This is a genomic window from Pseudomonas sp. MWU12-2029, from assembly GCF_023242425.1.
GTDB lineage: Bacteria > Pseudomonadota > Gammaproteobacteria > Pseudomonadales > Pseudomonadaceae > Aquipseudomonas > Aquipseudomonas kribbensis.
Genome location: NZ_JALJDY010000012.1, coordinates 42,686 through 67,823, shown reverse-complemented (window position 1 = coordinate 67,823; position 25,138 = coordinate 42,686). Strand labels below are relative to the sequence as shown.

The 25,138-nt window shown below is 62.8% G+C and carries 19 protein-coding genes; 10 read left to right on the top strand and 9 right to left on the bottom strand.

Annotation, left to right across the window (positions count from 1 at the left end; all coding sequences use genetic code 11):
- Nucleotides 1-5: 5 nt before the first annotated feature.
- A complete protein-coding gene (locus tag M5B44_RS25750; RefSeq protein WP_045121794.1) occupies nt 6-506 on the bottom strand; it encodes a sigma-70 family RNA polymerase sigma factor in 501 nt (166 codons plus the stop codon).
- Nucleotides 507-616: 110 nt separating this feature from the next.
- On the bottom strand, nt 617-1,330 hold the full coding sequence (locus tag M5B44_RS25745) for a class I SAM-dependent methyltransferase (protein ID WP_248740968.1): 714 nt from the start codon (nt 1,328-1,330) through the stop codon (nt 617-619).
- A gap of 180 nt (nt 1,331-1,510) precedes the next feature.
- On the opposite strand from M5B44_RS25745, the gene M5B44_RS25740 reads away from it, so the two are divergent.
- Genes M5B44_RS25740 through M5B44_RS25730 form a run of 3 tightly spaced genes read left to right on the top strand, consistent with a single transcriptional unit; the run spans nt 1,511 to nt 5,429 of the window.
- A complete protein-coding gene (locus M5B44_RS25740) occupies nt 1,511-2,680 on the top strand; it encodes an aromatic ring-hydroxylating oxygenase subunit alpha (RefSeq protein WP_248740967.1) in 1,170 nt (389 codons plus the stop codon).
- 39 nt (nt 2,681-2,719) lie between these two features.
- Nucleotides 2,720-4,381, top strand: a complete 1,662-nt coding sequence (locus M5B44_RS25735; RefSeq protein WP_248740966.1) for a choline dehydrogenase — start codon at nt 2,720-2,722, stop codon at nt 4,379-4,381.
- Nucleotides 4,382-4,394: 13 nt separating this feature from the next.
- Complete coding sequence (locus tag M5B44_RS25730) at nt 4,395-5,429, top strand: GlxA family transcriptional regulator (protein WP_248740965.1); 1,035 nt, start codon at nt 4,395-4,397, stop codon at nt 5,427-5,429.
- 1 nt (nt 5,430) lies between these two features.
- Here M5B44_RS25730 and M5B44_RS25725 read toward each other — a convergent pair whose 3' ends face one another.
- The 4 genes from M5B44_RS25725 to M5B44_RS25710 form a co-directional block, all read right to left on the bottom strand.
- Entirely contained in the window at nt 5,431-6,159 is a 729-nt protein-coding gene (locus M5B44_RS25725) for a class II aldolase and adducin N-terminal domain-containing protein (RefSeq protein ID WP_248740964.1), read from the bottom strand.
- A 145-nt stretch (nt 6,160-6,304) separates the two neighbouring features.
- The gene (locus M5B44_RS25720; RefSeq protein ID WP_248740963.1) at nt 6,305-10,774 is read right to left on the bottom strand and encodes a hemagglutinin repeat-containing protein; all 4,470 of its coding nucleotides are present in this window, start codon (nt 10,772-10,774) and stop codon (nt 6,305-6,307) included.
- 94 nt (nt 10,775-10,868) lie between these two features.
- Nucleotides 10,869-12,596 carry a ShlB/FhaC/HecB family hemolysin secretion/activation protein gene (locus tag M5B44_RS25715; RefSeq protein ID WP_248740962.1) on the bottom strand — a complete coding sequence of 576 codons (1,728 nt, stop codon included), beginning with the start codon at nt 12,594-12,596 and terminating at the stop codon, nt 10,869-10,871.
- Between the two features lie 105 nt (nt 12,597-12,701).
- Nucleotides 12,702-13,835: an MFS transporter gene (locus tag M5B44_RS25710; RefSeq protein ID WP_248740961.1), complete on the bottom strand. Its 1,134-nt coding sequence runs from the start codon at nt 13,833-13,835 to the stop codon at nt 12,702-12,704.
- A 97-nt stretch (nt 13,836-13,932) separates the two neighbouring features.
- Between M5B44_RS25710 and M5B44_RS25705 the strand changes: the two genes are divergently transcribed.
- The 3 genes from M5B44_RS25705 (at nt 13,933) to M5B44_RS25695 (ending at nt 17,504) form a co-directional block, all read left to right on the top strand.
- Entirely contained in the window at nt 13,933-14,697 is a 765-nt protein-coding gene (locus tag M5B44_RS25705; protein WP_248740960.1) for an AraC family transcriptional regulator, read from the top strand.
- A gap of 96 nt (nt 14,698-14,793) precedes the next feature.
- A complete protein-coding gene (locus tag M5B44_RS25700) occupies nt 14,794-15,915 on the top strand; it encodes an HlyD family secretion protein (protein WP_248740959.1) in 1,122 nt (373 codons plus the stop codon).
- Nucleotides 15,912-17,504 (top strand): DHA2 family efflux MFS transporter permease subunit, encoded by a 1,593-nt coding sequence (locus tag M5B44_RS25695; protein WP_248740958.1) that lies wholly within the window; start codon nt 15,912-15,914, stop codon nt 17,502-17,504. The genes M5B44_RS25700 and M5B44_RS25695 overlap by 4 nt, the downstream gene beginning before the upstream one ends.
- Nucleotides 17,505-17,508: 4 nt before the next feature.
- On the opposite strand, the gene M5B44_RS25690 is transcribed toward M5B44_RS25695, so the two are convergent.
- Nucleotides 17,509-17,949, bottom strand: coding sequence for a carboxymuconolactone decarboxylase family protein (locus tag M5B44_RS25690; protein WP_248740957.1), 441 nt, complete (start codon nt 17,947-17,949; stop codon nt 17,509-17,511).
- A 229-nt stretch (nt 17,950-18,178) separates the two neighbouring features.
- On the opposite strand from M5B44_RS25690, the gene M5B44_RS25685 reads away from it, so the two are divergent.
- The 4 genes from M5B44_RS25685 to M5B44_RS25670 all read left to right on the top strand — a co-directional run bounded on the left by M5B44_RS25685 (nt 18,179) and on the right by M5B44_RS25670 (nt 22,545).
- Nucleotides 18,179-18,685, top strand: coding sequence for a sigma-70 family RNA polymerase sigma factor (locus M5B44_RS25685; protein WP_192552064.1), 507 nt, complete (start codon nt 18,179-18,181; stop codon nt 18,683-18,685).
- Entirely contained in the window at nt 18,685-19,644 is a 960-nt protein-coding gene (locus tag M5B44_RS25680) for a FecR domain-containing protein (protein WP_248740956.1), read from the top strand. Before M5B44_RS25685 ends, M5B44_RS25680 begins: the two co-directional genes overlap by 1 nt.
- A 99-nt stretch (nt 19,645-19,743) precedes the next feature.
- The gene (locus M5B44_RS25675; protein ID WP_248740955.1) at nt 19,744-22,167 is read left to right on the top strand and encodes a TonB-dependent receptor; all 2,424 of its coding nucleotides are present in this window, start codon (nt 19,744-19,746) and stop codon (nt 22,165-22,167) included.
- A gap of 81 nt (nt 22,168-22,248) precedes the next feature.
- A complete protein-coding gene (locus M5B44_RS25670; RefSeq protein ID WP_134827502.1) occupies nt 22,249-22,545 on the top strand; it encodes a hypothetical protein in 297 nt (98 codons plus the stop codon).
- A gap of 58 nt (nt 22,546-22,603) precedes the next feature.
- On the opposite strand, the gene M5B44_RS25665 is transcribed toward M5B44_RS25670, so the two are convergent.
- Nucleotides 22,604-24,175: a diguanylate cyclase gene (locus M5B44_RS25665; protein ID WP_248740954.1), complete on the bottom strand. Its 1,572-nt coding sequence runs from the start codon at nt 24,173-24,175 to the stop codon at nt 22,604-22,606.
- 188 nt (nt 24,176-24,363) lie between these two features.
- Entirely contained in the window at nt 24,364-25,137 is a 774-nt protein-coding gene (locus M5B44_RS25660) for an aldolase (protein ID WP_248740953.1), read from the bottom strand.
- Between the last annotated feature and the right edge of the window lies 1 nt (nt 25,138).

Below are 25,138 nucleotides of genomic sequence, written 5' to 3'. Positions count from 1 at the left end.
GCGGCTCATGATTGCGCCCCGTCCAGGCGATCACGCAGATGCCGCAGGGTGCGGATCATATACTTTTCCACCATGTTCTTGGACAGGCCCAGGCGCTCGGCGATTTCCGCCTGGGTCAGGCCTTCGATCTTCTGCCAGACGAAGATCCGCCGACAGTTGACCGGCAATTCGGTGAGCGCCCGTTCGATGGAATCGGCCAGCTGGATCGCATGCATGTAATGCTCCGGGTCACCGGTCGGCGACTCACTGAGATCGATCGCCTCCGACTCCATGGCACCCCGCCGGTCCTCACGCCGATAGCCGTCCACCGCGATGTTGCGCGCCGTCTGGTGCAGATACGCCCGGGGTTGCTGCACCGCCGACGAATCGGATTCGAGCACCCGCACAAAGGTGTCGTGCGCCAGATCCTCAGCCTGCGAGCGATTGCGCAGGCGACGGGTCCAGGTGCCGATCAACTCTTCGTAATGCTCGAGAAAGCCGGGTCTGCGGGGCAGCATGGGGATCATTGCGGCGTGCTGAGGAAAGGGGTGTGAATAGTAATGCTTCCTATTAAACCGAAGCAATGGATTCCTCGGGAATGCCGATCAAACTGTTTTCCCCCAATAACTTCAGTGCTCTAACTCGCGCCAATTGCTGCCGCGCGCGAGCAAAACCACCCATGCATCAAACCCGCCTGAAAGAACTGCACCGGCGCCTCGAAACCGGCCGATTCGATCAGTCCGGCGACCTGTGGCGCCGGCAGGATCGCCACATCGCTGGCATACGCCGCACGCGCTCGCTCAAGCATTTGCGGCGGCACCTGGGCCGATGCCATCAGCGTCATCCAGTGAAGCAGCAGTGCTTCGTAGGCCGGTGACGCGGTGTCAGAGGCAAGATCAGCATTCGCCAGAACCCCGCCCGGCAGCAGACGGCGGGCAATCTCGTGAAAAAAGCCGATACGGGCCTGCGGGTCGAGCAAAAACTGCGACACCAGAAAACAGGTCGCCCCGTCGTAAGCGGAGTCATCCGTCAGCGTATCGAGATAACCTTCGTGAAAACGGCAACGGGCCAGGAAGCCGCCTTCGGTCGCTCTTTGACGGCACACATCGAGCATCGCGCCCGAAGGATCGATCCCGGTGAATTGCCAGCCGGGAAACCGCCGCGCCAGGTGCGCCATTTCCACGCCGGTGCCCACGCCGACACAGAGAATCCGGGCATTTTCCGGCAGGCCCGCGAATACCGAATCCAGCAGCAAATAAAGCGCATCACGAATGGGCGCCATGCCGCTCCACTGTTTGTCATAGACAGCGGACTGCTGGTCGAACAAAGCCTTGAGCGCTTGATTGTCCATGAAGAAATTTCCTCTGCATCATGATCGCGGTGAAGTTTCATTATCGCAGGGCTGTCAAGGCCTTCCCGGTCCAGCGTGCGATTGATCATTCCGTCCAGCAACTGGTCGCAATCCATCAACCCCCACAACGCCCCGCACCCTAGATTAGATCCCACAACAACAAGCCGTGGAGATCGCCTCATGCACAGTTTCCAGACCCGCAAGCAGCACAGCCCGGTCGATGCCTGGGATCAGCAGGATCCGGAGCAGGCCTTCACCCTGCCCTCGCGCTATTTCTACGACGACAGTCTGTTCCGTGCCGAGCGCGACAACATTTTCATGAAGGCCTGGCATGTCGCCGGGCATGTCAGTGAGTTCGCCGAACCGGGGCAGTTCGTGGTCACCGATCTGTTCGACCAGAGCGTGGTGGTGGCGAAGAACCGGCAGGGGCAGATCCATGGTTTTCACAACGTCTGCCAGCATCGCGGCAATCGCTTGCTCGAAGAACGCCGTGGCACCACCGGCGGCGTGGTGCGCTGCGCCTATCACTCGTGGTGCTACGAGATGGACGGCAGCCTGCGCGGTGCGCCCCGTTGCGAGCGGATGAAGAATTTCGAGCTGGCACAGTTCAACATTCCCCAGGTACGCACCGAAGAACTCGGCGGTTTCATCTACTTCAACCTCGACCCGAATGCGCCGTCGCTGCGGGATCTGTTCCCCGGTGCCGACGAAGAAATGCGTCGGGTGTTCCCGGATCTGGCCGACATGCACCTGATCGAGGAACAGGACGTAATCGTGCCGGCCAACTGGAAAGTGATCATGGACAATTCCATCGAGGGCTATCACTTCAAACTGTCCGGCCCGTGCCACATCGACCTCGCCCGGTTGATCGACTTCAAGGGTTACCAGTTGATCAAACGCGACAACTGGTGGACCTACGCCGCACCGGCCAACCTGTCGGCGACCGAAGCCTATGGCGTGCCGCTGAAAAGCGAGCTGAACCCACAGGAATGCTTTTTCAACATCGGCCTGTGGCCGAATAACACCTTCTACACCTTCCCGTTCTCCGAGTTTCTCGGCTCGTTCATCATGATTCCGCTGGACGCCGAGCGCTCGCTGCTGCGCTTCGGTTACTACTCCAGCAACTCCGAGACCGCCGCCGTCAGCACGGCGTGCATGAAGTGGATGAACGAAGACCTCGGCCCCGAAGACATCGCCCTGAACATCTCGGTGCAAAAAGGCCTGCGCTCGCTCGGCTATGACCAGGGCCGCTACATGATCGACGCCCAGCGCAGCAACGAAAGCGAGCATCTGGTACATCACTTTCATCGCCTGGTGTTCAACGGCATTCACGGCCATTCCGTGGACTGATCCGCCCTTCCCTCGTCATTTGTCAGAACGGAGCAAACCATGGACGAAACCGGGTTTGATTACCTGATCGTGGGCGCCGGCTCGGCCGGTTGCGTGTTGGCCAATCGCCTGAGCGAAGACCCGAACGTGCGCATCCTGCTGCTGGAGGCCGGGCCCGAGGACAAGAGCTGGACGATCGACATGCCGTCCGCCGTGGGCCTTGTGGTGGGCGGCTCGCGCTACAACTGGCGCTATCAGTCGGAGCCCGAGCCGTACCTCGACGGCCGGCGAATCGGCACGCCGCGAGGCCGCACTCTCGGCGGTTCATCGTCGATCAACGGCATGGTCTACATCCGTGGCCATGCCCGGGATTACGACGGCTGGGCCGAACAGGGGTGCACCGGCTGGAGCTATCGCGAGGTGCTGCCGTACTTCAAGCGTGCGCAGACTCACGCCGATGGTGGTGATGACTATCGCGGCGCCAGCGGCCATTTGCACGTCACTCCCGGCGATGTCGAAACACCGTTGTGCGCAGCGTTCATCGCGGCGGGGGCCGAGGCCGGTTATGGCGTCAGCGAGGATCTGAACGGCTATCGGCAGGAGGCTTTCGGCCCGGTGGATCGCACCACGCGCAACGGTCGGCGCTGGAGCACTTCGCGCGGTTATCTGAGCGAAGCATTGGCGCGGGGCAATGTGCGGGTGGTGACCGATGCATTGGTGCTGCGCATCCTGTTCGAGGGTCGGAGAGCGGTCGGGATTGACTATGAACAGAACGGCGAAACGAACACCGTCCGCGCCCGCCGGGAGGTGTTGCTGACTGCCGGGGCGATCAATTCGCCGCAATTGCTGTTGCTCTCGGGCGTGGGCCCGGCGGCAGAACTGCGCGACCTCGGAATCAGCGTGATTCACGATCTGCCCGGCGTCGGTAAACGCCTCAACGATCACCCGGACGCGGTGGTGCAATTTCGCTGCAAGCAACCGGTGTCGCTGTATCGCTGGACCACCGCGCCGGGCAAATGGTGGATCGGTGCACGCTGGTTCGTCCGTCACGATGGTCTGGCGGCGAGCAATCATTTCGAGGCCGGTGCATTCCTGCGTTCTCGGGCCGGGGTCGAACACCCGGACCTGCAACTGACCTTCATGCCGCTGGCCGTGCAACCGGGCAGCGTCGAACTGGTGCCGACCCACGCGTTCCAGATCCACATCGACCTGATGCGTCCCACCAGCCTCGGCAGCGTGACATTGCACAGCGCCGAACCCCGGAGGCCGCCAAGGATTCTGTTCAACTACCTGAAGACCGCGCAGGACCGTGCCGACATGCGCGCCGGCGCACGGCTGGTGCGCGAGATCCTCGACCAGCCGGCCATGGCCTCGTTCAAGGGTGAAGAACTGGTGCCGGGCCGTTCGGTGCAGACCGACGCCGAGCTCGACGCCTGGGCGCGGCAAGTCACGGAAACCGGCTACCATGCCAGCGGCACCTGCAAGATGGGGCCGGTTGGTGACCCTGAAGCCGTGGTCGATCCACAACTGCGAGTGCACGGCCTCGACGGCTTGCGGGTAGTGGACGCATCGATCATGCCGGTGATCGTCAGCGGCAACACCAACGCACCGACGGTGATGATCGCGGAAAAGGCCAGCGATCTGATCCGCAACCTCGCCCCGCTGCCAGCCGCCGATGTACCGGTGTGGACCCATCCGCACTGGCAGACCGAACAACGATAAAGCAGAGATGGCGATGACCCGATCCGCTGAAGCTGTACCGCGTCATGAAGCACCGCTGCGAGTGGCGGTGCTGTTGTTGCCGGCGTTTTCCAACTTCGGGCTGGCGGCGGTGCTGGAACCGCTGGCCATCGCCAACTGGCTGAGCCAGCGTACGCTGTTCGAGTGGACGCTGTTGTCGTTGCAGCCCGGCCCGGTGACGGCCAGCAACGGTCTGGCGAGCATCGCCGAAGACGGTTTGAACAACGAGCAGGCCTTCGACGCCTGCGTGGTGCTGGCCAGTTTCGAGGTGCATCAACACAGTCGCAACCCGGCGCTCAAGAGTTGGTTGCGCAAGCAGGCGCTGTTCGGGGCGGTGTTGATCGGCGTGGAAACCGGCACTGAATTGCTGGCGGCTGCCGGTGTGCTCGACGGCTACGAAGCGGCGGTGCATTGGGACAACCTGCAAGGCTTTCAGGAAAGTTACCCCAAGCTCCGCGCCCGACCTCAGCTTTACACCCTCGAACGCCAGCGCCTGACCTGCGCCGGCGCGACTACCATTCTCGACATGCTGCTGGGCTGGATCGGCCAGCGCATCGATCCTGATCTGGCCCGGGAAATCGGCCTGCACCTGCTGATGGGCCAGATGCGCGCCCCGGCGGACAATCAGCTCGACGGCGGCCTGGGCAACAGCGGGATGTACGGCAACAAGATCCGCCGCGCCGTGCAGTTGATGGAAAAGGCGCTGGAAGAACCGCTGGACTGCGAGGCGATTGCCAGTGAAGTCGGTTTGTCGCGGCGGCAACTGGAGCGCCAGTTCAAACATCAGACCGGGCTCTCGCCGCTCAAGTACTACATCACCCTGCGCCTGGCCCGGGCGCACAACCTGTTGCAACAGACGCAAATGAGCGTGGCCCAGGTGGCGGCGTGTTCGGGGTTTGGCTCGCTGGAGCATTTCTCCCGCACCTACCGCGCGCGGTTTGGCTGCCCGCCGAGCGAGGACCGGCGTCAGGCGTGGAGCGCACCGGTGATGCGCCAGCCGTTGAGCAAGGCGCATTCGTCACAGGAGTGAGTCACTGTCGGTACGCCGGCTCTTCCTCATCGAGGATGCCCATCAAAGCGTTGAAATGCTTGTCGGCAAACCCCGGATAATCCAGCCATTGCCGACAGGTCTTGCGCGCCACTTCATCGCTGACCACACGCAATTCGCGCCCGGTAGCCAACGCCGTGATGTAAACCTCGCAAGCCCGCTCGAAGTAATACAGATCATCAAACGCCTGGGCCACGCTCGGCGCCGCGACCAGCAAGCCGTGATTGCCCATCAGCAGGATCGGCTTGTCGCCGAGCAGCCTGCTGACTCGCTCCGCTTCGTCTCCAAGGCCCATCCCATCAAAACCGTCATCAATCGCCACCCGCTCGAAAAAACGCATGCTGTTCTGCTCGATCGGTGGCAGTCGTGAGTCCTTCAGGCAGGCCAGGGTCGTCGCGTATTTGCTGTGGGTGTGCAGGATGCAGCGGGCCTGGGGCTGGTTGCGGTGCAAAGCGCTGTGCAAGGCCCAGGCGGTGATGTCCGGCGCGTCCGGGCGGTCGAGACTGGCCGAATCGTCGGCGTCGAGCAACAGCAGATCACTGGCGCGGATCCGCGAGAAATGCTTGCCGTAAGGGTTGATCAGAAACTCGCGGCCGTCCGGTGAAGTGGCCACGCTGAAATGATTGGCGATGGACTCGTGCAGGTTCAAGCGCGCGGCCCAGCGCAGGGCGCAGGCCAGCTGGATTCTCAGGTGTTGGACGTTGTCGTGCATGGCGCGGCCTCCCGGTTTCATCCGAGTGTAGAGCGCATGCATTCATCGACTTGACGGGAAACGACAGTGGCTGCCGTTTTGAGAGAGGCGCACATCAGAAGCGGGAGCGAGCAGGCTCGCTCCCGCCGGTTTCACTGACGGTGAATCAACCTTTTTCGTCAATCCCCGCTTGCAGGGACTGACTGTCCAGATGCCCGCTCAGGGTCACCGGGCCGACTTTCAGGTTGCCATTTTCAAGGGAAACCTTCGGTGCGTTTTCTTCGGTTTTGTGTGGCAGGTCCAGGCCGGCTTTCACGCCGTAGTCGCGGTTGCTCAGATCGGTGCTGCTGACCTTCGAACCACCCAGATCGACCTTGCCTTCAGTGGCGGAAATCCGCGCGCCGGTCAGCTGCGTAGCGCCGCCGACGGTCAGGTTCACACCCTGGCTACCGCTGATGCCGGCAGCCTGTTTGACGCTGTCCTTGTGCGCGTATTCGCCTTCGGCTTTCAGTGTCGGCTTGTAGTCGGTGCCCGCGAGTTTTCCCTTGTCGTCGGCTGGAGTTTTCTTGGCAGTCAGGCCCAGATCGACATCGACCTTGGCATGAGTGCTGGAGTCCTGACGGCTCTCGACCGACAGATCACCGGCCACGTTGCCGCTGACATTGCGCGCATCGATCCGCGCACCGCTCAGGCTCGCATCACCGGCGCTGTTCAACACCACAGTTTCAGCCTTGATCTGGCTGTTCTGCTGGGTGGTGCCTTGCAGGTAATCCACGCCGACCTTGGCCCCGGCATTGAAGCCGTGATCGCTGCTGACTTTTTCATCGGCGGCGGTCGGCGTGCTTTTGCTCAGATTGCCACCGGCGTTGAGCGCGACGTTCCAGTTGTTACGGTTGTCAGTGGACTGCGCGGACTCCTGAACGAAACCGCCCTTCTGCGCGTCGATGCTGACGTTTGGCGCAGTGACCTGAGTGCCTTTCAGGCGCACCGAATCACCGCTCAGCGCGATGCCGTTCTGGCTGTTGAGTTGTCCACCGGTGAGGGTCTGCGTGTTCTCGTTGACCCGGCCGATGTTGAAGTTGCCGCTGAGGTTGCCGCCCTGATCGCGGCTCTTCTCGCTGCTGGTCTTGCTGCCGCCAGCCTTCAGGCCACCGCCGAGATTACTGCCGGTGGCGACGTGGGTGTCGGTGGCCGCTTGCAGGTCGAGCTTGCCGTCGGCCTTCAGGTCGATAGCGCCAGCGCTGTCGATCTTCGTGCCTTGCTGAACCTGATTACCGCCGCTGCTCAGTTGCACCGGACCGTTGCCGCTGAGGCTGGCGACATGGGCCTGGGTGTCGGTGGTCTGGTTGCCTTTGTGATCGAGCTGGAACCCGGCGCCGAGATCGACGCTGGTGCCATCGGTACCCGGCAAGGTACCGACGGTCAGCGAGCCGTTGCCGCGCAGGCTGGAGCTGTCGCTGCTCTGACGGTCGCTGGCCTGGTTCAGCGCCAGATCACCGCCGGTCTTGACGCTGACACCGCCCTGCCCGCCATCGAAACGGCTGCCTTCGAACTGTGCGTCGCGGCCGACAATGATGTTCACGCCCTGGCTACCGGCATAACCGCCGACCACCGCCGTGGAACTGTCCTTGCTCGACTGGCTGCTGCCACCCGCGCCGCTGCCAGCGACGTTCACGTCTTCACCGGTCTTGGTGTAGACGCGCACATCGACCTTGGCATCCACTGAATTCTCGGTGCTGCTGCGGGTGTTGCTGGCCGCGTCGGCCACCAGTTTGTCGGCGCTGATGTTCACTTTGCCGGCGCTGGCGTTGTACTGGGTGCCCTGGTCGTGCAGCGTGCCGCCGACCTTCACGTCCACGGTCTGGCCGTCGAACCGGCTGACCACCGCGTTGCTGCCCTGCCCGGTTTTATCGGCGCTGGCATGACCGACCGCCACGTCGATACCGACGTTCGGCTGACCGAGATTGGCCAGTGCGTCCTTGTCCGGCACCTTACCGTCGAGCACATCTTTCACCGCGCCGGCAATCGGCCGGGCGATGTCTTTGTATTCGACGTTGGCGCCGATGTCCGCCGACCAGTTGCTCTCGCTGTGGATGCTGCTTTCGGTGTTGCTGGCGGCACGGTTGTCGACTTCGTTGGCGGCGACGTTCAGACCGTTGCCGGACTTGAGTTGCGCGCCTTCGGTGGCGAGTTTGTCAGCGTTGATGTTGAGGCTGCCGCTGCTCTGCACGCCGGTGGTTTGCGCAGTGTTTTTAGCGGTGGTGTCTTGCGAGGTGCTGTGCGAGAAATCCACGCCGCTGCCCGCGCGGTCGAGGCCGCCGGTGTAGTAGAAACCGCCGCCGGTGCTGCGGGTTTCGGTCGAGGTGCTGTGGCTGTCCTGCTCGGCCAGCAACGAAACGTTCTTGCCGCTCAGCGTGGTGTCGCCAGCGGTGGATTTCACCTCGGCGCCCTTGAGCGTCACGTCGCCGCCCGCCTTCACCTGCACGGTGCCGCCGCTGAGGCTGGAACCCTGCTGCGTGACGTCGTTAGCAGTAACGGTCTGGGATTTGTCTTCGTAATGCACGCCGGCGCGATACTGCTCCGCCGTCTGCTCCTTGGCGTAGGCGTCGAAGCCTCGGGTCTGGGTGCTGTTGCTGCTGTCGTGGGTGTTCTGCGTCGAATGCACATTCACATCACCCGCCGCATCCGCCGTCAGCGAACCGCCGGCCTTGACCGTGGAACCGGCGACTTCGATGTCCTTGGCACTTTTCAGCTTGAGGTTGCTGTCGGACGCCAGCTCGCTGCGCACCGTGGTGCTGTCCTTGCTGTTCTGCCGGGACTCGTCCTTGGTGATGCCGAAGAACTTGCTGTCCTTGTCGTGATTGTTGCTATGCGAGGTGTCCTGCACGCCGTCGATGGTCAGCGAACCGTTGTCGCTGATCACGCTGGCGTCCTTGGCGCCACGCACCTGGCTGCCGCTGATGCGCACGTCGTCAGCCTTGACCAGCAGCTTGCCGGCGGCGTTGATCTTGCTGCCCTGATGCTGGGTCTGGCCCTTGTCGGCGTCGCCGGTCTTGCCGAAGAAACCGCCACCGACCAGATCGCCGGAATAACGGTTGTCGCTGCTGCGATTGGTGCGGGTCGCGGTGGTGATTTCCACCTGTTTGCCGGCCAGTTGCAGGTCACCGGCGCTGTCGATTTCGGCGCCTTCGGAGCGCAACAGTGCAGCGGTTTGCAGGGCGATGTTGCCGCCCTTCAACTGGCTGGTGACGCTGTGCTGTTCTTCGCTGCTGCTGTCCCAGTCGGCTTTCCACAGGTGTTTGCGGTGCTTGCCCTGATCGGTTTGCACATGGCTTTCAGTGGCGGCGGTCAGGCGCAGGTCGCCGCCGCTTTGCACGCTGAGGTTGTTCTTCGCGTCGACCTTGGCGGCTTTCAGTTCGGTGTCTTTGCCGGACGACAGTTGCGCGTCACGGCTGGCAATGATCTGGCTACCGTGCTGGCGCGAATCGCTGTCGGTCTTGGTGCGCTCGTAGGTTTCCCAGGTGATGCCGATGGTGCTGTTGTTCCAGTTTTCGCGCTGTTCCTGGAGCTTGCGGCTTTCGACGGTGGTCAGGGTCAGGTTGCGCTTGGCATCGACCTTCACGTCACGACCGCTGACATCGGTGGCGGCCAGCGTCAGGTCCTTGCCGCTGTGCAGGCCGACGTCGCCCTGGCTGCTGCGAATGCCTGCACGGGTCACGTCGAGGCTGTCCGGGATCGCCTGACCGCTGACGCTCAGGTCGCCAGCCGAACGGATCTGTACACCGTCACGCCCGGCGACTTGCACCGCGCCGACCTTCACGCCCGCGCCTTCGGCGGTGCTGACGATGTTGATGCGCCCGGCCTGCATCGCGCCAAACAGGCTGGCGTCGATTCGTTGATCGGTGGTGTTGCCCGCCGGGTCCACGGCTTTCACCTGGCCGCTGGCGTAGTCGATCTGATTGCGCCCGACCGTGAGGTTCAGTTGATCACGGGCAGTGATCGCACCCTGGCTGTCGATACGCGGCGCGATCAGGTTGATCGAGCCTTCGCCGTTACGCAGGCCGCCGCCCTGAATCTGCAACTGACCGGTGGCGTCGCGGGTGCTCAGGGCTTGCAGCTTGCCGTCGTTCAGCTCGGGGCGGCCGACCACCAGATTGGCGTTCGGCGTGTTGATGAAACTGCCGCCGTTCACCGAAATGCCGTTCGGGTTGGCGAGTACATAGTCGGCGGCGCGACCGAAGATTTCCTGGGCGCCGTTGATGGCCGACGGGTTGCGGCTGATCACTTCGTTGAGGATCACGCTCGCCGCCTGGCCCTGCAATTGCGGGTTGGCCGCCAGTTGCCCGGCGAGCTGCGATTGCCCGGCCTGCAAGGCGTTGTTCAGGACCAGGCCCTGGCGGTCGACGTTGTAATCGAGGAACTGGTTATGCGACAGGCCAGAGCCGTTGGGCGCGACGATGTTGACGATCGGGACGCCGCCCTGGGTCTGCAATTGCGCGGTGCCGCCGGGGCCGGGTGCAACCACCACACCGCCGGCCATGGCGCCCGGCAGGTGAGCGACCAGGAACAGGCTGGCGATGGCCCAGCGCAGTTTGCCCCGTGGGGAAAGATGAAACGCAAAGGTATTCATTGGCATAAAAAACTCTCCATGTAGTGCGGCATCACGTTGCGCGTTGAGTTGAAGGCCACGGCTGTCGCGCTCAGGTCCGATGGCTGTTGTTCACTGACGTTCATATCTGTATTCCGACTCGCATCAGCCAGGTTTCAGGCTCGCGGTGCAGGCCGGTCGGGGTGTTCAGGCTGCGTTGGTAATCGACATCCACCTGCAGGTTTTTCCAGCCCAGATTGAGGCCGATGCTGGCGCCGCTCAGGCGTTGAAGCGGAGCGCCGTGATCGGCCTTGATCCAGCCGTGGTCGAGGCCGACACGCGGGGTGAGCTGCACCGGCAAATCGGTGCGCAGCGGCAGGCGCAGAGTGTTGCGCCAGATCGCGCCGCTGGCGCCGGACGCGCTGCTGACCCGGTAACCGCGCACGGCGGAATCGTCGGTGCCGAGCAGTTGTTCGATGGCCGGCAGCGGATCCGGGCTGTACTGCACGTTCAGTTGGCTCTGCCATTGCCAGGCTTGCGCGCCGAACTGGCCGTTGCGCCATTGGCTGAGGCCGGCGCGGTACTTGCGAAACTGTGCCTTGGGCAGGTTCCTGACCTGGTGATCTGCATCGTCGTCAGCACCCAGCCAGCGCAGGCCCTGGGCGTAGTTGAAGTCGAGGTTCCACACTGCGCGGTCGAGCCAGAACAGATTGAGCCCGGCCTCGGCCACGGTCAGGGTCGGGCTCTGGATGCCAAGGCGAACGTTTTCCAGATAGCTGTCGACATCCTTGTGCGCCAGTTGCAGGTTGGCACTGAGCTGATGGCTCTGGTCGCGCCACAACACGCGGTCGGCGCGCAGGCTGAGTTGATCGGTGATGCCGGTGCTGTACAGCGTCGTGCCCGGCAGTTTGAACGGCGCACGGTATTCGGCGTGGCTGGCAAACGTACTGAATGTCCAGTAGCCATAAGGAATTGCGTAATAGAGGCTGGCGTTACGGTTGTAGCGGTCGCCTTGGTTGAGGGTGTCGCTGGCACTCACGCTCAACAGGTCGTTGAGTTCGAGCGGGCTGTCGAGGCTCAGGCTCAGCGTGTTGCGGTCGCGCCCGGTGCTGGCGCTGCCGAGGTTGTCGAAACCGGCGCCGAGGGCCCAGCGTGACTGCCCGGAAGTACGCGAGCGCAAGATGATCTTTGAGGCGCCGGGCTGGCTGCCGGGGGCGATGTCGGCGGTCAGATCGAGGGAGCGCAGACGGTTCAACTGATCCAGCCCCTGCTCCAGATCCCGCAGGTTCAACGGTTTGCCGAGCATGCCAGGGAATGCGCCACCGAGAGATACCGGCAGGCTCTGGTCGGCCAGTTCGATGGACTCGATGTAGCCTTCGTCGATCAGGATATCCAGCGACTGCCCCGCTGCCGGCGCACTGCTCAGGTACGGCCGGCTGGCGATGTAGCCCTTCTCCACGTAGAGCGCAGTGATGGTCGCCAGCAGATGGTTGATCTGGCCGACACCCATGCACGGCGCCAGCAGCGGTTTGATCCGGGCGTTGAGCTTGTCCTTATCGATCAGCGTGACCCCGCCGATGCGCGTGCCGCTCAGGGGCCAGCAGCGTTCGTCGGGTTTGATCGAATCGGGAATGGCCGGGGTGGCAGGCGTCGGGCCGAACGCGCCGCGCTCCAATTGCCGCTTGCGCTGTTCAAGCTGCAGTTGTTGCAGGTCGCGCTGTTGCTGTTGCTGCTGGCGCAGCACTTCCTGGCCTGGATTCGACAGTTCGGCGGCGAAAAGGCTGGGCGCACACACACTCAACAACAAGGCCGACAACAGCGGACGAGGCAGATAACTACGACGAGAAACAGCGCGAATCGAATACGGCACTCAACATCCTTGCAATCAAATGGCTTAATGCCATCCCATCAATTGCAGTGATAGTCAGAGCCTTCCTACACAAATGCAAGACGCTTCCTACATCGCTTACATTTCTTAAACAAATGCGTTTTTAGCGCGGATCGCCAGCGATAACGCCAGCAAGTTGCAGATCATCAGGGTTTCCCCGAGGGCCTGAGACCACGCCGCCAACATCAATCCCGCCCCGATCAGCAGGTAATAAAACAGCCCCAGCAATGCACCGGCGGTGCCCAAACGATCCGTGTAATTGCGCAAGGCTGCACCGAGGATATTCGGGATTGCCATGCCGAACGCCAGTACCACAAGGAGCATCGGCAGCACGAACCAGACGTGCGCTTCCAGCAGCCACACGCCGATGCCACCGAGCAAACCGGTCAGCGCAGCCAGGCGAATCAACTGCAGTGGACGGCAACCGGTTTGCAGCAATTTTTTGTTAAGCCATGCTCCAAACCCTGAGGCCAATGCGAGCATCACGCCGCTGTAGCCGAACCACTCGCCGCTCAGGCCGAGACGTTCGAACCGGAAAGGTCCGAGGCTGTAATAGCTGAACAACGCGACGTTGAACGATGCGATCCACAGCGCCGAACGCCAGATGCCGGGATCGCGCAACATGTCGCCCATGGTTGCGAACAGGCCGACGGAGGTGAGTTGCGACGGACGGGTTTCCGGCAGGTTGCGCCAACTCCAGATCCACAAGATCGACGCCAGCAGCAACAACGCAACGAGCACGCCACGATAGCCGAAGCCTTGAACCAGACTCGCCCCGCTGAACAGACCGATGGCCGGGCTGGCCGCCAGCGCCATGCCCACCAGAGAAAACACCTGGGCCAGTTCGGTCCCGCGAAAACGATCGCGCAATAAAGTCTGTGTCACCACCGAGCCAACAGCAGCGCCGAATGCCGCCAGTGCCTGGGCCATCAACAAGCCGTTGAAGCTGCGAACGCTCAAGCCCAATGCGCAGGCAAGTGCATAAATCGCCAGACCGGCGAGCATCGAAGGCCGTCGGCCAATCCGGTCACATACCCGGCCCCACGTCACCACGCCGAAGGCAAACGCCAGGAAGTACACCGACAATGTCTGCGCCGCCACTTGCGGACCAACATCGAACGCACGGCCGATATCCCCCAGCGCCGGGCTGAACAACGTCTGGGCGATCTGCGGAAACATCAGCAGCGCAATCGCCAACACCAAAAACTTTCTATGGTTCATCACCATGACTCCTCAACAAAAACGCCGAGGAGTTTAAAAAGCCGTAGCTGGCGTATTATCCGAACCCTGACAATTTATCGTTGAAATCGGACAACCCATGGCCTGGCTCGAAGCCCACGACCGTTTTGACCCGGATCGCTTCCCGGCGCCGGTAGTCGGCATCGCTTCCACCCTTGGCGATCACGACTCCGGCCTGCATCGGCATCAGCGCGGGCAACTGCTCTACACCCGACAGGGCTGCACCCGCATCACCCTGGCGCAGCAATTGTGTCTGCTGCCGCCATCGCGGGCGGCGTGGATTCCCGGTGGCGTCACGCATCGGGCGGTGATGCAGCAAAGCGTCGATTACCGCTCCATCTACCTGACACCCGAGTTGTGCCGCAAGCTGCCGCAACAGGTTTGCGTGATCGAGGTCAGCCCGCTGCTGCGCTCTGTGCTGGAGCCAATGGCGATTGCCGATTTCGATACCGATTGGCAGCAGGGCAAATTCGTCCATCTGCTGGGGCTGTGCCTGAGTGAAATCCGCGAGGCGGCGCAGCAACCGATGCTCCTGCCTCTGCCCCGGGACAAACGTCTGGCGCCGCTTCTTGCCACACCCGAAAAACTCCCCCCGGAACTGCAAGTGCTCGAGCAACAGATCGGCGCCAGCAGCCGCACCATCGGCCGGATCTTCCAGCGCGAAACCGGCATGAGCTATCAACAATGGCGCCAGCAGTGGCGAATGATGCGTGCCATGGAATTGCTCGCCACCGGGCGCAACCTCGGCTATTGCGCATTTGAACTGGGCTTCGCCAGCGACAGCGCATTCATTGCGTTCTTCAAATCCATGACCGGCAGCACACCCGGCACCTGGCTCAGGTAAGCAACTGACGACTGGCGATAAAAATCAATTGCCACAAAATATTACTCGCGTCATATTATAGCCGTAATAACACCCTCGCTTCGCAGGTATTACGCCATGACCAGCATGCCCACCGTTGAACCCGACCTCGCCGTTCCGGTCAGCGCTCCCAAACCTCCCCTGCTCAAACGCCTGCTGTTGCCCACTGCGGGGCTGACCGCGCTGGTGCTCGCCGGGCTGTATGCCGTGCATTGGTGGGGCGCCGGACGCTTTCTCGAAGAAACCGACGATGCCTACATCGGCGGCGACGTCACGGTCATCGGTCCGAAAGTCGCCGGTTACATCGAAGAGGTGCTGGTCAGCGACAACCAGTCCGTGAAGGCCGGCGACGTGCTGATCCGCCTCGACGCCCGGGACTATCGCGCCAATCTGGCCAAGGCCGAAGGTGCGGTCGCCGCTGAAGAAGCACTGCTGGCCAACCTCGATGCCACCGAACAATTGCAGCAAGCAGTGATCGGTCAGGCCCGCGCCGGCATCGATGCCGCCGGCGCCGAAACCGCCCGTTCCCGGGACGACAACGCGCGCTACAAACGCCTGGTCACCACCAATGCGGTTTCGGTGGAAGCCGCACAACGGGCCGACGCCACCTTCAAGACTGCCCAAGCCCTGAGCGCCAAGGCCCAGGCCGAACTGCTCGCTGCGCAACGCCAGCTCTCGGTGATCGAAACCCAGAAACAACAGGCCCGCGCCGCCCTCCAGCAAGCCCGGGCCGAACGGGATCTGGCGCAACTCAACCTCGGCTACACCGAGCTGCGCGCCCCGGTCGACGGTGTGATCGGCAACCGCCGCGCGCGGGTCGGCGCTTATGCCCAGGCCGGTTCGCAACAGTTGTCGGTGGTGCCGGCCAGCGGTCTGTGGGTCGATGCCAATTTCAAGGAAGACCAACTGGCGCGGATGAAACCGGGCCAGCGCGTAAGCATCCGCGCCGACGTGCTGTCCGGCCAGGAATTCCATGGCCGCCTCGACAGCCTCGCCCCGGCCACCGGTTCGCAGTTCAGCGTGCTGCCGCCGGAAAACGCCACGGGCAACTTCACCAAAATCGTCCAGCGGGTGCCGGTGCGGATCCTGCTTGACCCCGCCGACAGTGTGCTCGGCCACCTACGCCCGGGCCTGTCAGTGACCGCTGAAGTCGACACCCGCGCCCAGCCTGAAACCACCGCCGTGGCCAGCGCGCCATGAGCCGCGCCCTCGCCGTCCCTGCGCAGCCGTTCAATGCCGCCGAGATGGCGACGGCGACCAAAGTGTTCGCCTTCGCCACCATGTGCATCGGCATGTTCATCGCGCTGCTGGACATTCAGATCGTCTCGGCCTCGCTGCGGGATATCGGCGGCGGGTTGTCCGCCGGCACCGATGAAACGGCGTGGGTGCAGACCAGTTACCTGATCGCCGAGATCATCGTGATCCCGCTGTCGGGCTGGCTGTCGCGAGTGTTCTCCACGCGCTGGTTGTTCTGCGCCTCTGCGGTTGGTTTCACCCTTGCCAGCCTGTTGTGTGGCGCGGCCTGGAACATCCAGAGCATGATTGCCTTTCGGGCGCTGCAAGGGTTTCTGGGCGGCTCGATGATTCCGCTGGTGTTCACCACGGCGTTCTTTTTCTTCACCGGTAAGCAACGGGTGATTGCTGCCGCCACCATCGGCGCCGTGGCTTCGCTGGCGCCGACACTGGGCCCGGTGATCGGTGGCTGGATCACCGATGTTTCGTCCTGGCACTGGCTGTTCTACATCAACCTGGTGCCGGGGATTTTCGTCGCCGTGGCGGTGCCGATGCTGGTCAAGATCGACCAGCCGGAACTGTCGCTGCTCAAAGGCGCGGACTATCTGAGCATGGTGTTTCTGGCGCTGTTTCTCGGCTGCCTGGAATACACCCTCGAAGAAGGCCCGCGCTGGAACTGGTTCAGCGACCAGACCATCCTGACCACCGCGTGGATCAGCGCCCTGGCTGGCGTGGCGTTCGTCGGCCGCACGCTGCACGTGGCCAATCCGATCGTCGACCTGCGCGCCCTCAAGGATCGCAATTTCGCCCTCGGCTGTTTCTTTTCCTTTGTCACCGGCATCGGCCTGTTCGCGACGATTTACCTGACGCCGTTGTTTCTCGGCCGGGTGCGCGGCTACGGTGCGCTGGACATTGGCCTGGCGGTTTTTTCCACCGGGGTGTTCCAGATCATGGCGATTCCGCTGTACGCCTTTCTGGCCAATCGCATCGACCTGCGCTGGATCATGATGGCGGGCCTGGCGTTGTTCGCTTTGTCGATGTGGGAATTCAGTCCGATCACCCACGATTGGGGTGCCGGGCAGTTGATGCTACCGCAAGCCCTGCGCGGGATTGCCCAGCAACTGGCGGTGCCGCCAGCGGTGACGTTGACCCTTGGCGGTCTGGCCCCGGCGCGATTGAAGCACGCCTCGGGCCTGTTCAACCTGATGCGCAACCTGGGCGGTGCAATCGGGATCGCCGCGTGCGCGACCATTCTCAACGACCGCACCAACCTGCACTTCACCCGGTTGGCCGAGCATCTGAACAGCAGCAACGAAGCCTTGAATCAGTGGCTGGCCCAGGTCGGCGGCAACTTCGCCGCACTGGGTCAGAGCGGTGACGTGGGCATCACCGCCGGCCTGCATCAGTTATGGCTGCTGACCTACCGCGAGGCGCAGACCCAGACCTACGGCGATACGTTCCTGATGATCATGGTGTGCTTCGTGATCGCCACGGCGATGGTGCCCTTGATGCGCAAGGTGCAACCACCGGCCGCGCCGAGTGCCGATGCACATTGACCGATCAGGCTTGTGGGGTTTTGCGAAAGCCCACGGCCAGACGGTTCCAGCTGTTGATGGTGCTGATCGCCACGGTCAGGTCGACCATTTCCTTGGCCGAGAAGTGAGCGGCGACCGCATCGTAATCTTCGTCCGGGGCGTGGGTCAGGCTCAGTTGGGTCAGGGACTCGGTCCACAGCAGCGCGGCGCGCTCGCGGTCGGTGAAGAACGGCGCCTCGCGCCAGGCCGTCACGGCGAACAGCCGGCGTGGGGTTTCGCCACCCTTGATCGCGTCAGCGGTGTGCATGTCGATGCAGAACGCACAGCCGTTGATTTGCGAAGCGCGCAGTTTCACCAGTTCGATCAGGGTCTTTTCCAGCGGCAGTTTCGAGACGGCGGTTTCCAGGGCGATCATCGCTTTCAGGGCATCTGGGGAAGCGGTGTAGAAATCGGCACGAGGTTTCATGGTGGTTCTCCGGGGCGAGTGAATGTGTGGCTACGTTAGTCCCGGGACCGGACCAAACAAATAGCCAATCTCCCGGAAGACGGGTAGGCCACTCCTTTCTGGCGCCAGAAAAGAAAGTGCAACAGGGCAATTGCCAGCGCTCGTTCCGCGCCACTAGAATGCGATCCATTCTTAATTGCACTCTAATTGCAGCCAGGCATCGGATGCCCGCAACGAGTATCTGCCGCCCATGTCGTCTTTCGATCCGCCATTGAATCAGCAAGTCCAGACGCTCTACAGCGAACACCACGGGTGGCTGCAGGGCTGGTTGCAGCGCAAGCTGGGCAATCGCTGCGATGCGGCCGACCTGGCGCACGATACGTTTTTGCGTCTGCTCAGCCGTCAGGTGGTCAAACCGCTGGGCAGCGAACCCCGGGCACTGCTGACGCACATCGCCAAAGGTCTGGTGATCGACCGCTGGCGGCGTCAGGACATCGAGCGCGCCTACCTGGAAACCATCGCCAGCCTGCCCGCCGCCGAGGTGCCGTCGCCGGAAACCCGCTACCTGATTCTCGAAACCCTGTGGCGCATCGAAGCGTTGCTGCGCGAGTTGCCGGCGCAGACCCGCGACACTTTCCTGTTGTCGCAGATCGAAGGCCTGACCTACGCGCAGATCGCCACGCGCCTGAACGTTTCGCTGATTACCGTCAAACGCCACATGCGCGCCGCGTTCATTGCCTGCTTGAGTGTCGCCTGATGAGTTCGTCGATGATCAATCCGCAGATTCTTGGTGAAGCCGCCGACTGGCTGGTGCAGCTGCATTCGGGCACCGCTTCGCCGTCCGATCATCAGGCCATCGCCCAATGGCGCAGCCGCAGCGCCGAACACGCGATCGCCTGGCAACGGGCCGAAGCCTTGCTCGGTGATTTGCGCAGCGTGCCGGCCAACGTCGCGATCCAGACCCTGCAACGGGCTTCGCGCAAGGAAGGTCTCAGCCGTCGCCAGACCCTCACCCGCCTCGGCCTGCTGTTGATGGCCGGGCCGTTGGGCATGGCCTCGCAACATGTGCCGTGGCAGCAATGGACCGCCGACCAGCGCACCGCCGTCGGCGAGCAGAAGAACCTGCAACTGCCGGACGGCACCCAGTTGCTGCTCAACACCGACAGCGCGGTGAACATCGCTTACAGCCCGGTCGAGCGCCGGGTGCTGCTGCTCAACGGCGAGGTGCTGATCAATACCGCCAGCGATGCTGCCGCCCGCCCGTTCATTGTCGAAACCCCACAAGGCCTCGCCCGCGCGCTCGGCACGCGGTTCTGCGTTCGCACCGAGGGTTCGCGCAGCCTGGTGTCGGTGCTGGAGGGGCAGGTGCAAATCACCCCCGAATTGCTCAAGCAAAACGCGATCATCAAGGCCGGCGAGCGCCAGCGCTTCAAACTGAACGGCTTCGACAGCGCCGAAACCTTCGACACCGCCAGCCTGGCCTGGGACAAGGGCATGCTGCTGGCCAGCAACATGCGTCTGGACGAATTGCTCGGCGAACTGAGTCGCTATCGTCGGGGCGTCTTGCGCTGTCATCCGGACGTCGCGGCGATGCGCGTGTCCGGGGCGTTTTCCCTGCGCGACACCGAAGCCAGCCTGCGTCTGCTGAGCGACACCCTGCCGCTGAATATCAACAGCCTGACCCGCTATTGGCTGTCGGTGGAGCCTCGCGTCTGAGCCATCGGAAAATAATTTCAATGTTCACTGATACCTTTTCGCGCCTCGTCCGGTGAGTGGATAGACCTTTCAATTCCACGCGCCCGACAGGATCGCCGAATGACCGCATTGCCCTCGTCCCGCCCCGCCACTTTTCCATTCAAGGCCCTGAGCCTGGCCCTGGCTTTCGGCGCACTGTTGCCGACTGTCGGCCACGCCGCTGACAGCATCAGCGAAAGTGCCAGCCAGAACGTCAACATCGGCCCGGGCTTGCTCAGCCATGTGCTGGCGCAGTTTGCGGTCAGCGTCGGCGTGCCGCTGTCGTTCGACCCGGCGCAATTGGGCAATCGTCAGAGCCCGGGCCTGCAAGGCAATTACACCGCGCAAAGCGGTTTTGCCCGGCTGCTGGAAGGCAGCGGTTTCGAACTGATCAGCACCGGTGACAACGGCTACACCGTGGCGCCGAAAGTCGCGGCGGACGGCGCGCTGGAACTGGGCGCCACCACCGTCAGCGCCCTGCACGACAACAGCGACGACACCTACGGCGGCGAACAGGTCGCCCGCCGCGCGCAGGTCGGCATGCTCGGCAATCAGGCGGTCAACGACCTGCCCTTCAGCGTCACCAGCTACACCGCCAAGACCATGGCCGATCAGCAAGCGCAAACCATTGGCGATGTGTTGCTTAACGACGCCTCGGTGCGCCAGTCCAACGGCTTCGGCAACTTCTCGCAGATGTTCATGATCCGGGGTCTGCCGCTGGCCTCCGATGACATTTCCTATAACGGCCTGTACGGCGTGCTGCCCCGGCAGATCATCGCCACCGAAGCGCTGGATCGCGTCGAGCTGTTCAAGGGCCCGAATGCCTTCGTCAACGGCGTCACCCCGAGCGGCAGCGGCATCGGCGGCGGGATCAACCTGCAACCGAAACGCGCCCTGGACACCCCGACCCGCAGCGTCACCCTCGACTACAGCGCCGACGGCCGGGTCGGCACGCATCTGGACCTCGGCCAGCGTTTTGGCGAAGACAACCGCTTCGGTGCGCGGGTCAACCTGATGCAGCGCGAAGGCGACACCGCAGTCGATGAAGAAGACCAGCGCTCGTCGCTGTTCAGCGTCGGCCTCGACTATCGCGGCGAGCGCCTGCGGGTCTCCACCGATTTCGGCTATCAGAAGCAGGTGATCAATCAGGGCCGCTCGGTGATCTACGTCGACTCAAGCCTGAGCAAAGCCCCCAAGGTGCCGCACGCCAATGCCAGCTACGCCCAGAGCTGGAGCTACTCGCAGCTCGAGGACACCTTCGGCATGGCCCGCGCCGAATATGACCTCAACGATAACTGGACCGCCTACGTGTCCGGTGGCGCCAAGCACACCCGGGAAAACGGCGTGTACTCGTCGCTGACCGTCACCGACCTCAACGGCAACGCCCGTGGCGGCATGCTTTATCCGCCCCACGACGAGGACAACCAAAGTGCAATGGCCGGCCTCAACGGTCATTTCGACACCGGCCCCGTCAGCCATCAGTTGAATGTCGGCTGGGCGGGCATCTGGGGCGAGCAACGCTCGGCGTTCGAAACCATCGGCAACGCCTCGCGCTACTCCACCAATCTGTACAACGTCACCGACAAGCCGCGCCCGCCGGCCACCTCGTTCGCCGGAGACATCAATGATCCGCGCGTCGTCGGCAAGAACACCCTGCGCAGCGAAGCGATTTCCGACACCCTCGGTTTCCTCGATGATCGCGTGCTGCTGACCCTCGGTCTGCGCCGCCAGCAAATGAAGGTCGATGGCTGGGCCACGGCCACCGGGGCACGCACTTCGAGTTACGACGAATCGATCACCACTCCGGTCTACGGTCTGGTGATCAAGCCGTGGGAACACGTGTCGTTCTACGCCAACCGCATCGAAGGCCTGGCCAAGGGCCCGACGCCGCCGACCAGCGCAATCAACCGCGACGAAACCTTCGCCCCGGTGCGCAGCAAACAGGTCGAGGCCGGCGTGCGGCTGGACATGGGCAGCTATGGCGCCAGCCTCGGTGTCTACCGCATCGAGCAACCGTCGAGCTACACCCAGGACGGGATCTTCCGGGTCGACGGCCAGCAGACCAACAAGGGCGTCGAACTCAACGTCTACGGTGAACCCGTCGACGGCCTGCGCCTGCTCAGTGGCGCGACCGTGATGAAGACCGAACTCGACGGCAGCAGCAACGGCGTCAACGACGGCAACCGCGCCATCGGCGTGCCGCGCTTCCAGTTCAACATCGGCGCCGACTGGGACATTCCAGGACTCGAAGGCGCAGCCCTCAGCGCCCGCATGTTGCGCACCGGCGGCCAGTACCTGAACGCGGCCAACACCCAAAGCATCCCGTCGTGGAACCGATTCGATCTCGGCTCGCGCTACGCCTTCAAACTCGATGAAAAGCAGATCACCCTGCGCGCCAATCTGGAAAACGTCGCCAACGAAGCCTATTGGGCCTCGGCCAATGGCGGCTACCTGACCCAGGGCGCACCGCGCACGTTGAAGGTTTCGGCGACCGTGGATTTCTGAGTACCGCTGGTCACCCGGTCGGCACCAAGCGATGCGCGCTTCAGACCAATATCAGGTAAATCCCCTTTCTGGAGACGTACCATGAAGACGCGCACATTGACCTCGATGCTGCTGGCCGGTTTGTTGGCCACAGCGTCCGCCGCCAGTTTTGCCGCCAATGACGGTGCCAACACGTCGGGCACCCAGTCCGGCGCCAACGGCGGAACGAGCATGCCGCCGGACAACACCACTAACCGACCTAACGACGGCCCTTCCGACGGGATGAAAACAGGTACCGGAACCAACGGCAGCGCCAGCGGCTCAGGTTCGGGCGCGGGTGGTGGAACGGGCGCAGCGGGTGGCGGAACGGGTGGTTCCGGAGCCGGTACCGGCGGCTGAACGAACAAGAACAGGCCATGGTGAACGCATCATGGCCTGTGTCTGAATCATTTTTCCGTCAGCGATCCGAACGCATCAACTCACCAATGCCGCCGTCCATGGACAACACGGCCGCACGGTTACGGCCCGCGTTCTTGGCCTGATACAGCGCCGCATCGGCGCGCTGGATGAACAGTTCCGGGCTGTCGTTGCCCAGCGGAATGAACGAATAGCAGCCCAGGCTCACGGTGAGATAACCGGTGGGCGAGCCGCTGTGGGTGATGTGTTTGTCCATGACGCTGCGGCGAATCTGCCCGGCAATCGCCAGCGCGCCGTTGATGTCGGTGTCCGGCAACAACACCGCGAACTCTTCGCCGCCGTAGCGCACCGCCAGATCGGATTTGCGCTGGCAGCAGTTCTTCACCACTTGGGCAACCTGGGTCAGGCAATGGTCGCCGGCCACATGGCCGTAGGCATCGTTGTAGCGTTTGAAGAAGTCGATATCGAGCATGATCAGGCTGACCGGGCTCGACTGCCGGGCGCCCCGGGCGAACTCAATCTCCAGAGACTGCTCGAACAGGCGCCGGTTGGCCAGCCCGGTCAGGCTGTCGTGGGTGGCAATCAGCTCCAGCGCCCGCTGGGCCTTGATCAGGTTTTTCTCGATCCGCTCGCCGTCGCGCACCTGATGGATGAACACCCAGCCAAACAGCCCCACACCGAGCATCACCAGCGCCACGATCACGCTGGACTGAAAGGCACGGTCATGCCAGCCCTTGAGAATCGTGTCCCGGGATGAAGAGGCAGACACCACCAGCGGATAGCTGTCGAGCTGCCGATAGCCGTAAAGACGCGTGACCCCGTCGACCACCGAATCGATCATTGCCGTGCCGGCCGAGGCGTTGGGGAGCAACGTCTGATAAATCTCGCCCTTGGCCAGCGAGGTGCCGATCAAGGACTCGTCGAACGGCCGGCGCGCAAGCAAGGTGCCGTCGGTCAGGCCGAGGAACATGGTGCCGTTGTCGTCCAGGCTGAAGCTTTTGAAGAACTTGTCGAAGTACGACATCTTGATGCCGGCCATCAGCACGCCCTGAAAATTGCCGGCGTGGTCGTTCACTCGCTTGGAAATCGGGATGATCCACTCACCGTTTTCGCGACTGCGGATCGCCGGGCCGATGTGCGCCACGGAAGACACGTTCTGCTGGTGATATTTGAAGTACTCGCGATCCGCCACACCGTTGCCGCGTGGCAGATCAGGAAATGAGGTGATCACCCACTGCCCTTCGCGATCGAACAGAAACATGCCGTGCAACTGCTCCAGCTGCTGCACCCGGCGCGCGAAAGTCCTTTGCAGCCTCGGTCTCTGCGCCGCGCCATAGCCGTCTTCCTGAATCCAGTCGACCAGGCTGGTCATCACCAGATCAGCGGCCAGAAAAGTGTCTTCGGCCTGCTGCGCCATTGCCCGGGTCAGGTTGGCCGAGGCCATCTGCGCATTCGCCAGATCCTGCCGACGTGACTGTTCGATCTGCAAATACAGCAGACCGGACAGGCACAGACACACGGCAACGATGAACAGCACCGCCGCCTTGCGCAGGGGCAAACGCTTGAGAGTGCCGCCGGGGGCCTGATGCGGATCGTGAATGGGGATAGGCAAAAGCGTGTCCTGGGCAGGTACGACAGGGGCAAAGGCCCGAAACCCTTGTTTTTTGTGAGCGTAGCCCACCGGGTTGTAGGGGGCAACCAAGTGCCACCGAGACAATCCCGACCCCGTTGATATCGGCGCGCAGTGGAAATGGATGACCTGCGAGACGATTTATTTTTGCCTGCCCGTTTTCCTCGCCTTCACCCCCGGCTCGACAACCGCCGCATTGCACTGTGCAGATGCGCCCGCGCACTTTCGGGATCGCCTTCGCGCATCTGCTCGTACGCCCGTTGCGCAACCGCGTGCGGCACCGGTTTCAGTACCCGTTGCGTGGCCATCGCCAATAGCTGCACCTGGGCGGCACGCTCCAGGTAATACAGATCGTCCCAGGCCTCGGCGATGGTCGGGGCGGCGACGATCACGCCGTGATTCTTCAGGAACAGAATGTCGGCGTCGCCCATGACCCCGGCGATGCGGTCACCTTCACGTTCGTCCAGCGCCAGCCCGTTGTAATGCTCGTCCACGGTCGTGCGACCGTAGAACTTCAGTGCGGTCTGGCTCAGCCACAACAGCGGCGGCCCCTCCAGCAGGCACAACGCCGTCGCGTTCGGCATATGCGTGTGGAACGCGACTTTGACTCGCGGTAACCGCTGATGCAGGCGCGCATGAATGTAAAACGCCGTAGCCTCTGGCTGGCCCTCGCCGTCCACCACATTCCCTTCAAAATCGCAGACCAGCAGGTTATGCGCCGTGACTTCGGAAAACGCATAGCCGTACGGGTTGACCAGAAACAGGTCATCGTGCCCCGGCAACATCGCCGAAAAGTGATTGCAGATGCCCTCTTCCAAACCGTGCAGCGCCGCCAGTTGAAAGCACGCCGCCAGCTCCTGGCGGGCGGTGATGATGGCTTCGCTGTCGAGGTTCATTGAGGTGAACCGTGCAGCTCGGGCGCTGCCGGTCAGGGTATGGGCCATG

Excerpts from the sequence above, each read along its gene's own strand:
- M5B44_RS25750 (WP_045121794.1), bottom strand. The coding sequence starts at position 506 with ATGATCCCCATGCTGCCCCGCAGACCCGGCTTTCTCGAGCATTACGAA.
- M5B44_RS25745 (WP_248740968.1), bottom strand. The coding sequence starts at position 1,330 with ATGGACAATCAAGCGCTCAAGGCTTTGTTCGACCAGCAGTCCGCTGTC.
- M5B44_RS25740 (WP_248740967.1), top strand. The coding sequence starts at position 1,511 with ATGCACAGTTTCCAGACCCGCAAGCAGCACAGCCCGGTCGATGCCTGG.
- M5B44_RS25735 (WP_248740966.1), top strand. The coding sequence starts at position 2,720 with ATGGACGAAACCGGGTTTGATTACCTGATCGTGGGCGCCGGCTCGGCC.
- M5B44_RS25730 (WP_248740965.1), top strand. The coding sequence starts at position 4,395 with ATGACCCGATCCGCTGAAGCTGTACCGCGTCATGAAGCACCGCTGCGA.
- M5B44_RS25725 (WP_248740964.1), bottom strand. The coding sequence starts at position 6,159 with ATGCACGACAACGTCCAACACCTGAGAATCCAGCTGGCCTGCGCCCTG.
- M5B44_RS25720 (WP_248740963.1), bottom strand. The coding sequence starts at position 10,774 with ATGCCAATGAATACCTTTGCGTTTCATCTTTCCCCACGGGGCAAACTG.
- M5B44_RS25710 (WP_248740961.1), bottom strand. The coding sequence starts at position 13,835 with ATGAACCATAGAAAGTTTTTGGTGTTGGCGATTGCGCTGCTGATGTTT.
- M5B44_RS25705 (WP_248740960.1), top strand. The coding sequence starts at position 13,933 with ATGGCCTGGCTCGAAGCCCACGACCGTTTTGACCCGGATCGCTTCCCG.
- M5B44_RS25700 (WP_248740959.1), top strand. The coding sequence starts at position 14,794 with ATGACCAGCATGCCCACCGTTGAACCCGACCTCGCCGTTCCGGTCAGC.
- M5B44_RS25695 (WP_248740958.1), top strand. The coding sequence starts at position 15,912 with ATGAGCCGCGCCCTCGCCGTCCCTGCGCAGCCGTTCAATGCCGCCGAG.
- M5B44_RS25690 (WP_248740957.1), bottom strand. The coding sequence starts at position 17,949 with ATGAAACCTCGTGCCGATTTCTACACCGCTTCCCCAGATGCCCTGAAA.
- M5B44_RS25685 (WP_192552064.1), top strand. The coding sequence starts at position 18,179 with ATGTCGTCTTTCGATCCGCCATTGAATCAGCAAGTCCAGACGCTCTAC.
- M5B44_RS25680 (WP_248740956.1), top strand. The coding sequence starts at position 18,685 with ATGAGTTCGTCGATGATCAATCCGCAGATTCTTGGTGAAGCCGCCGAC.
- M5B44_RS25675 (WP_248740955.1), top strand. The coding sequence starts at position 19,744 with ATGACCGCATTGCCCTCGTCCCGCCCCGCCACTTTTCCATTCAAGGCC.
- M5B44_RS25670 (WP_134827502.1), top strand. The coding sequence starts at position 22,249 with ATGAAGACGCGCACATTGACCTCGATGCTGCTGGCCGGTTTGTTGGCC.
- M5B44_RS25660 (WP_248740953.1), bottom strand. The coding sequence starts at position 25,137 with ATGGCCCATACCCTGACCGGCAGCGCCCGAGCTGCACGGTTCACCTCA.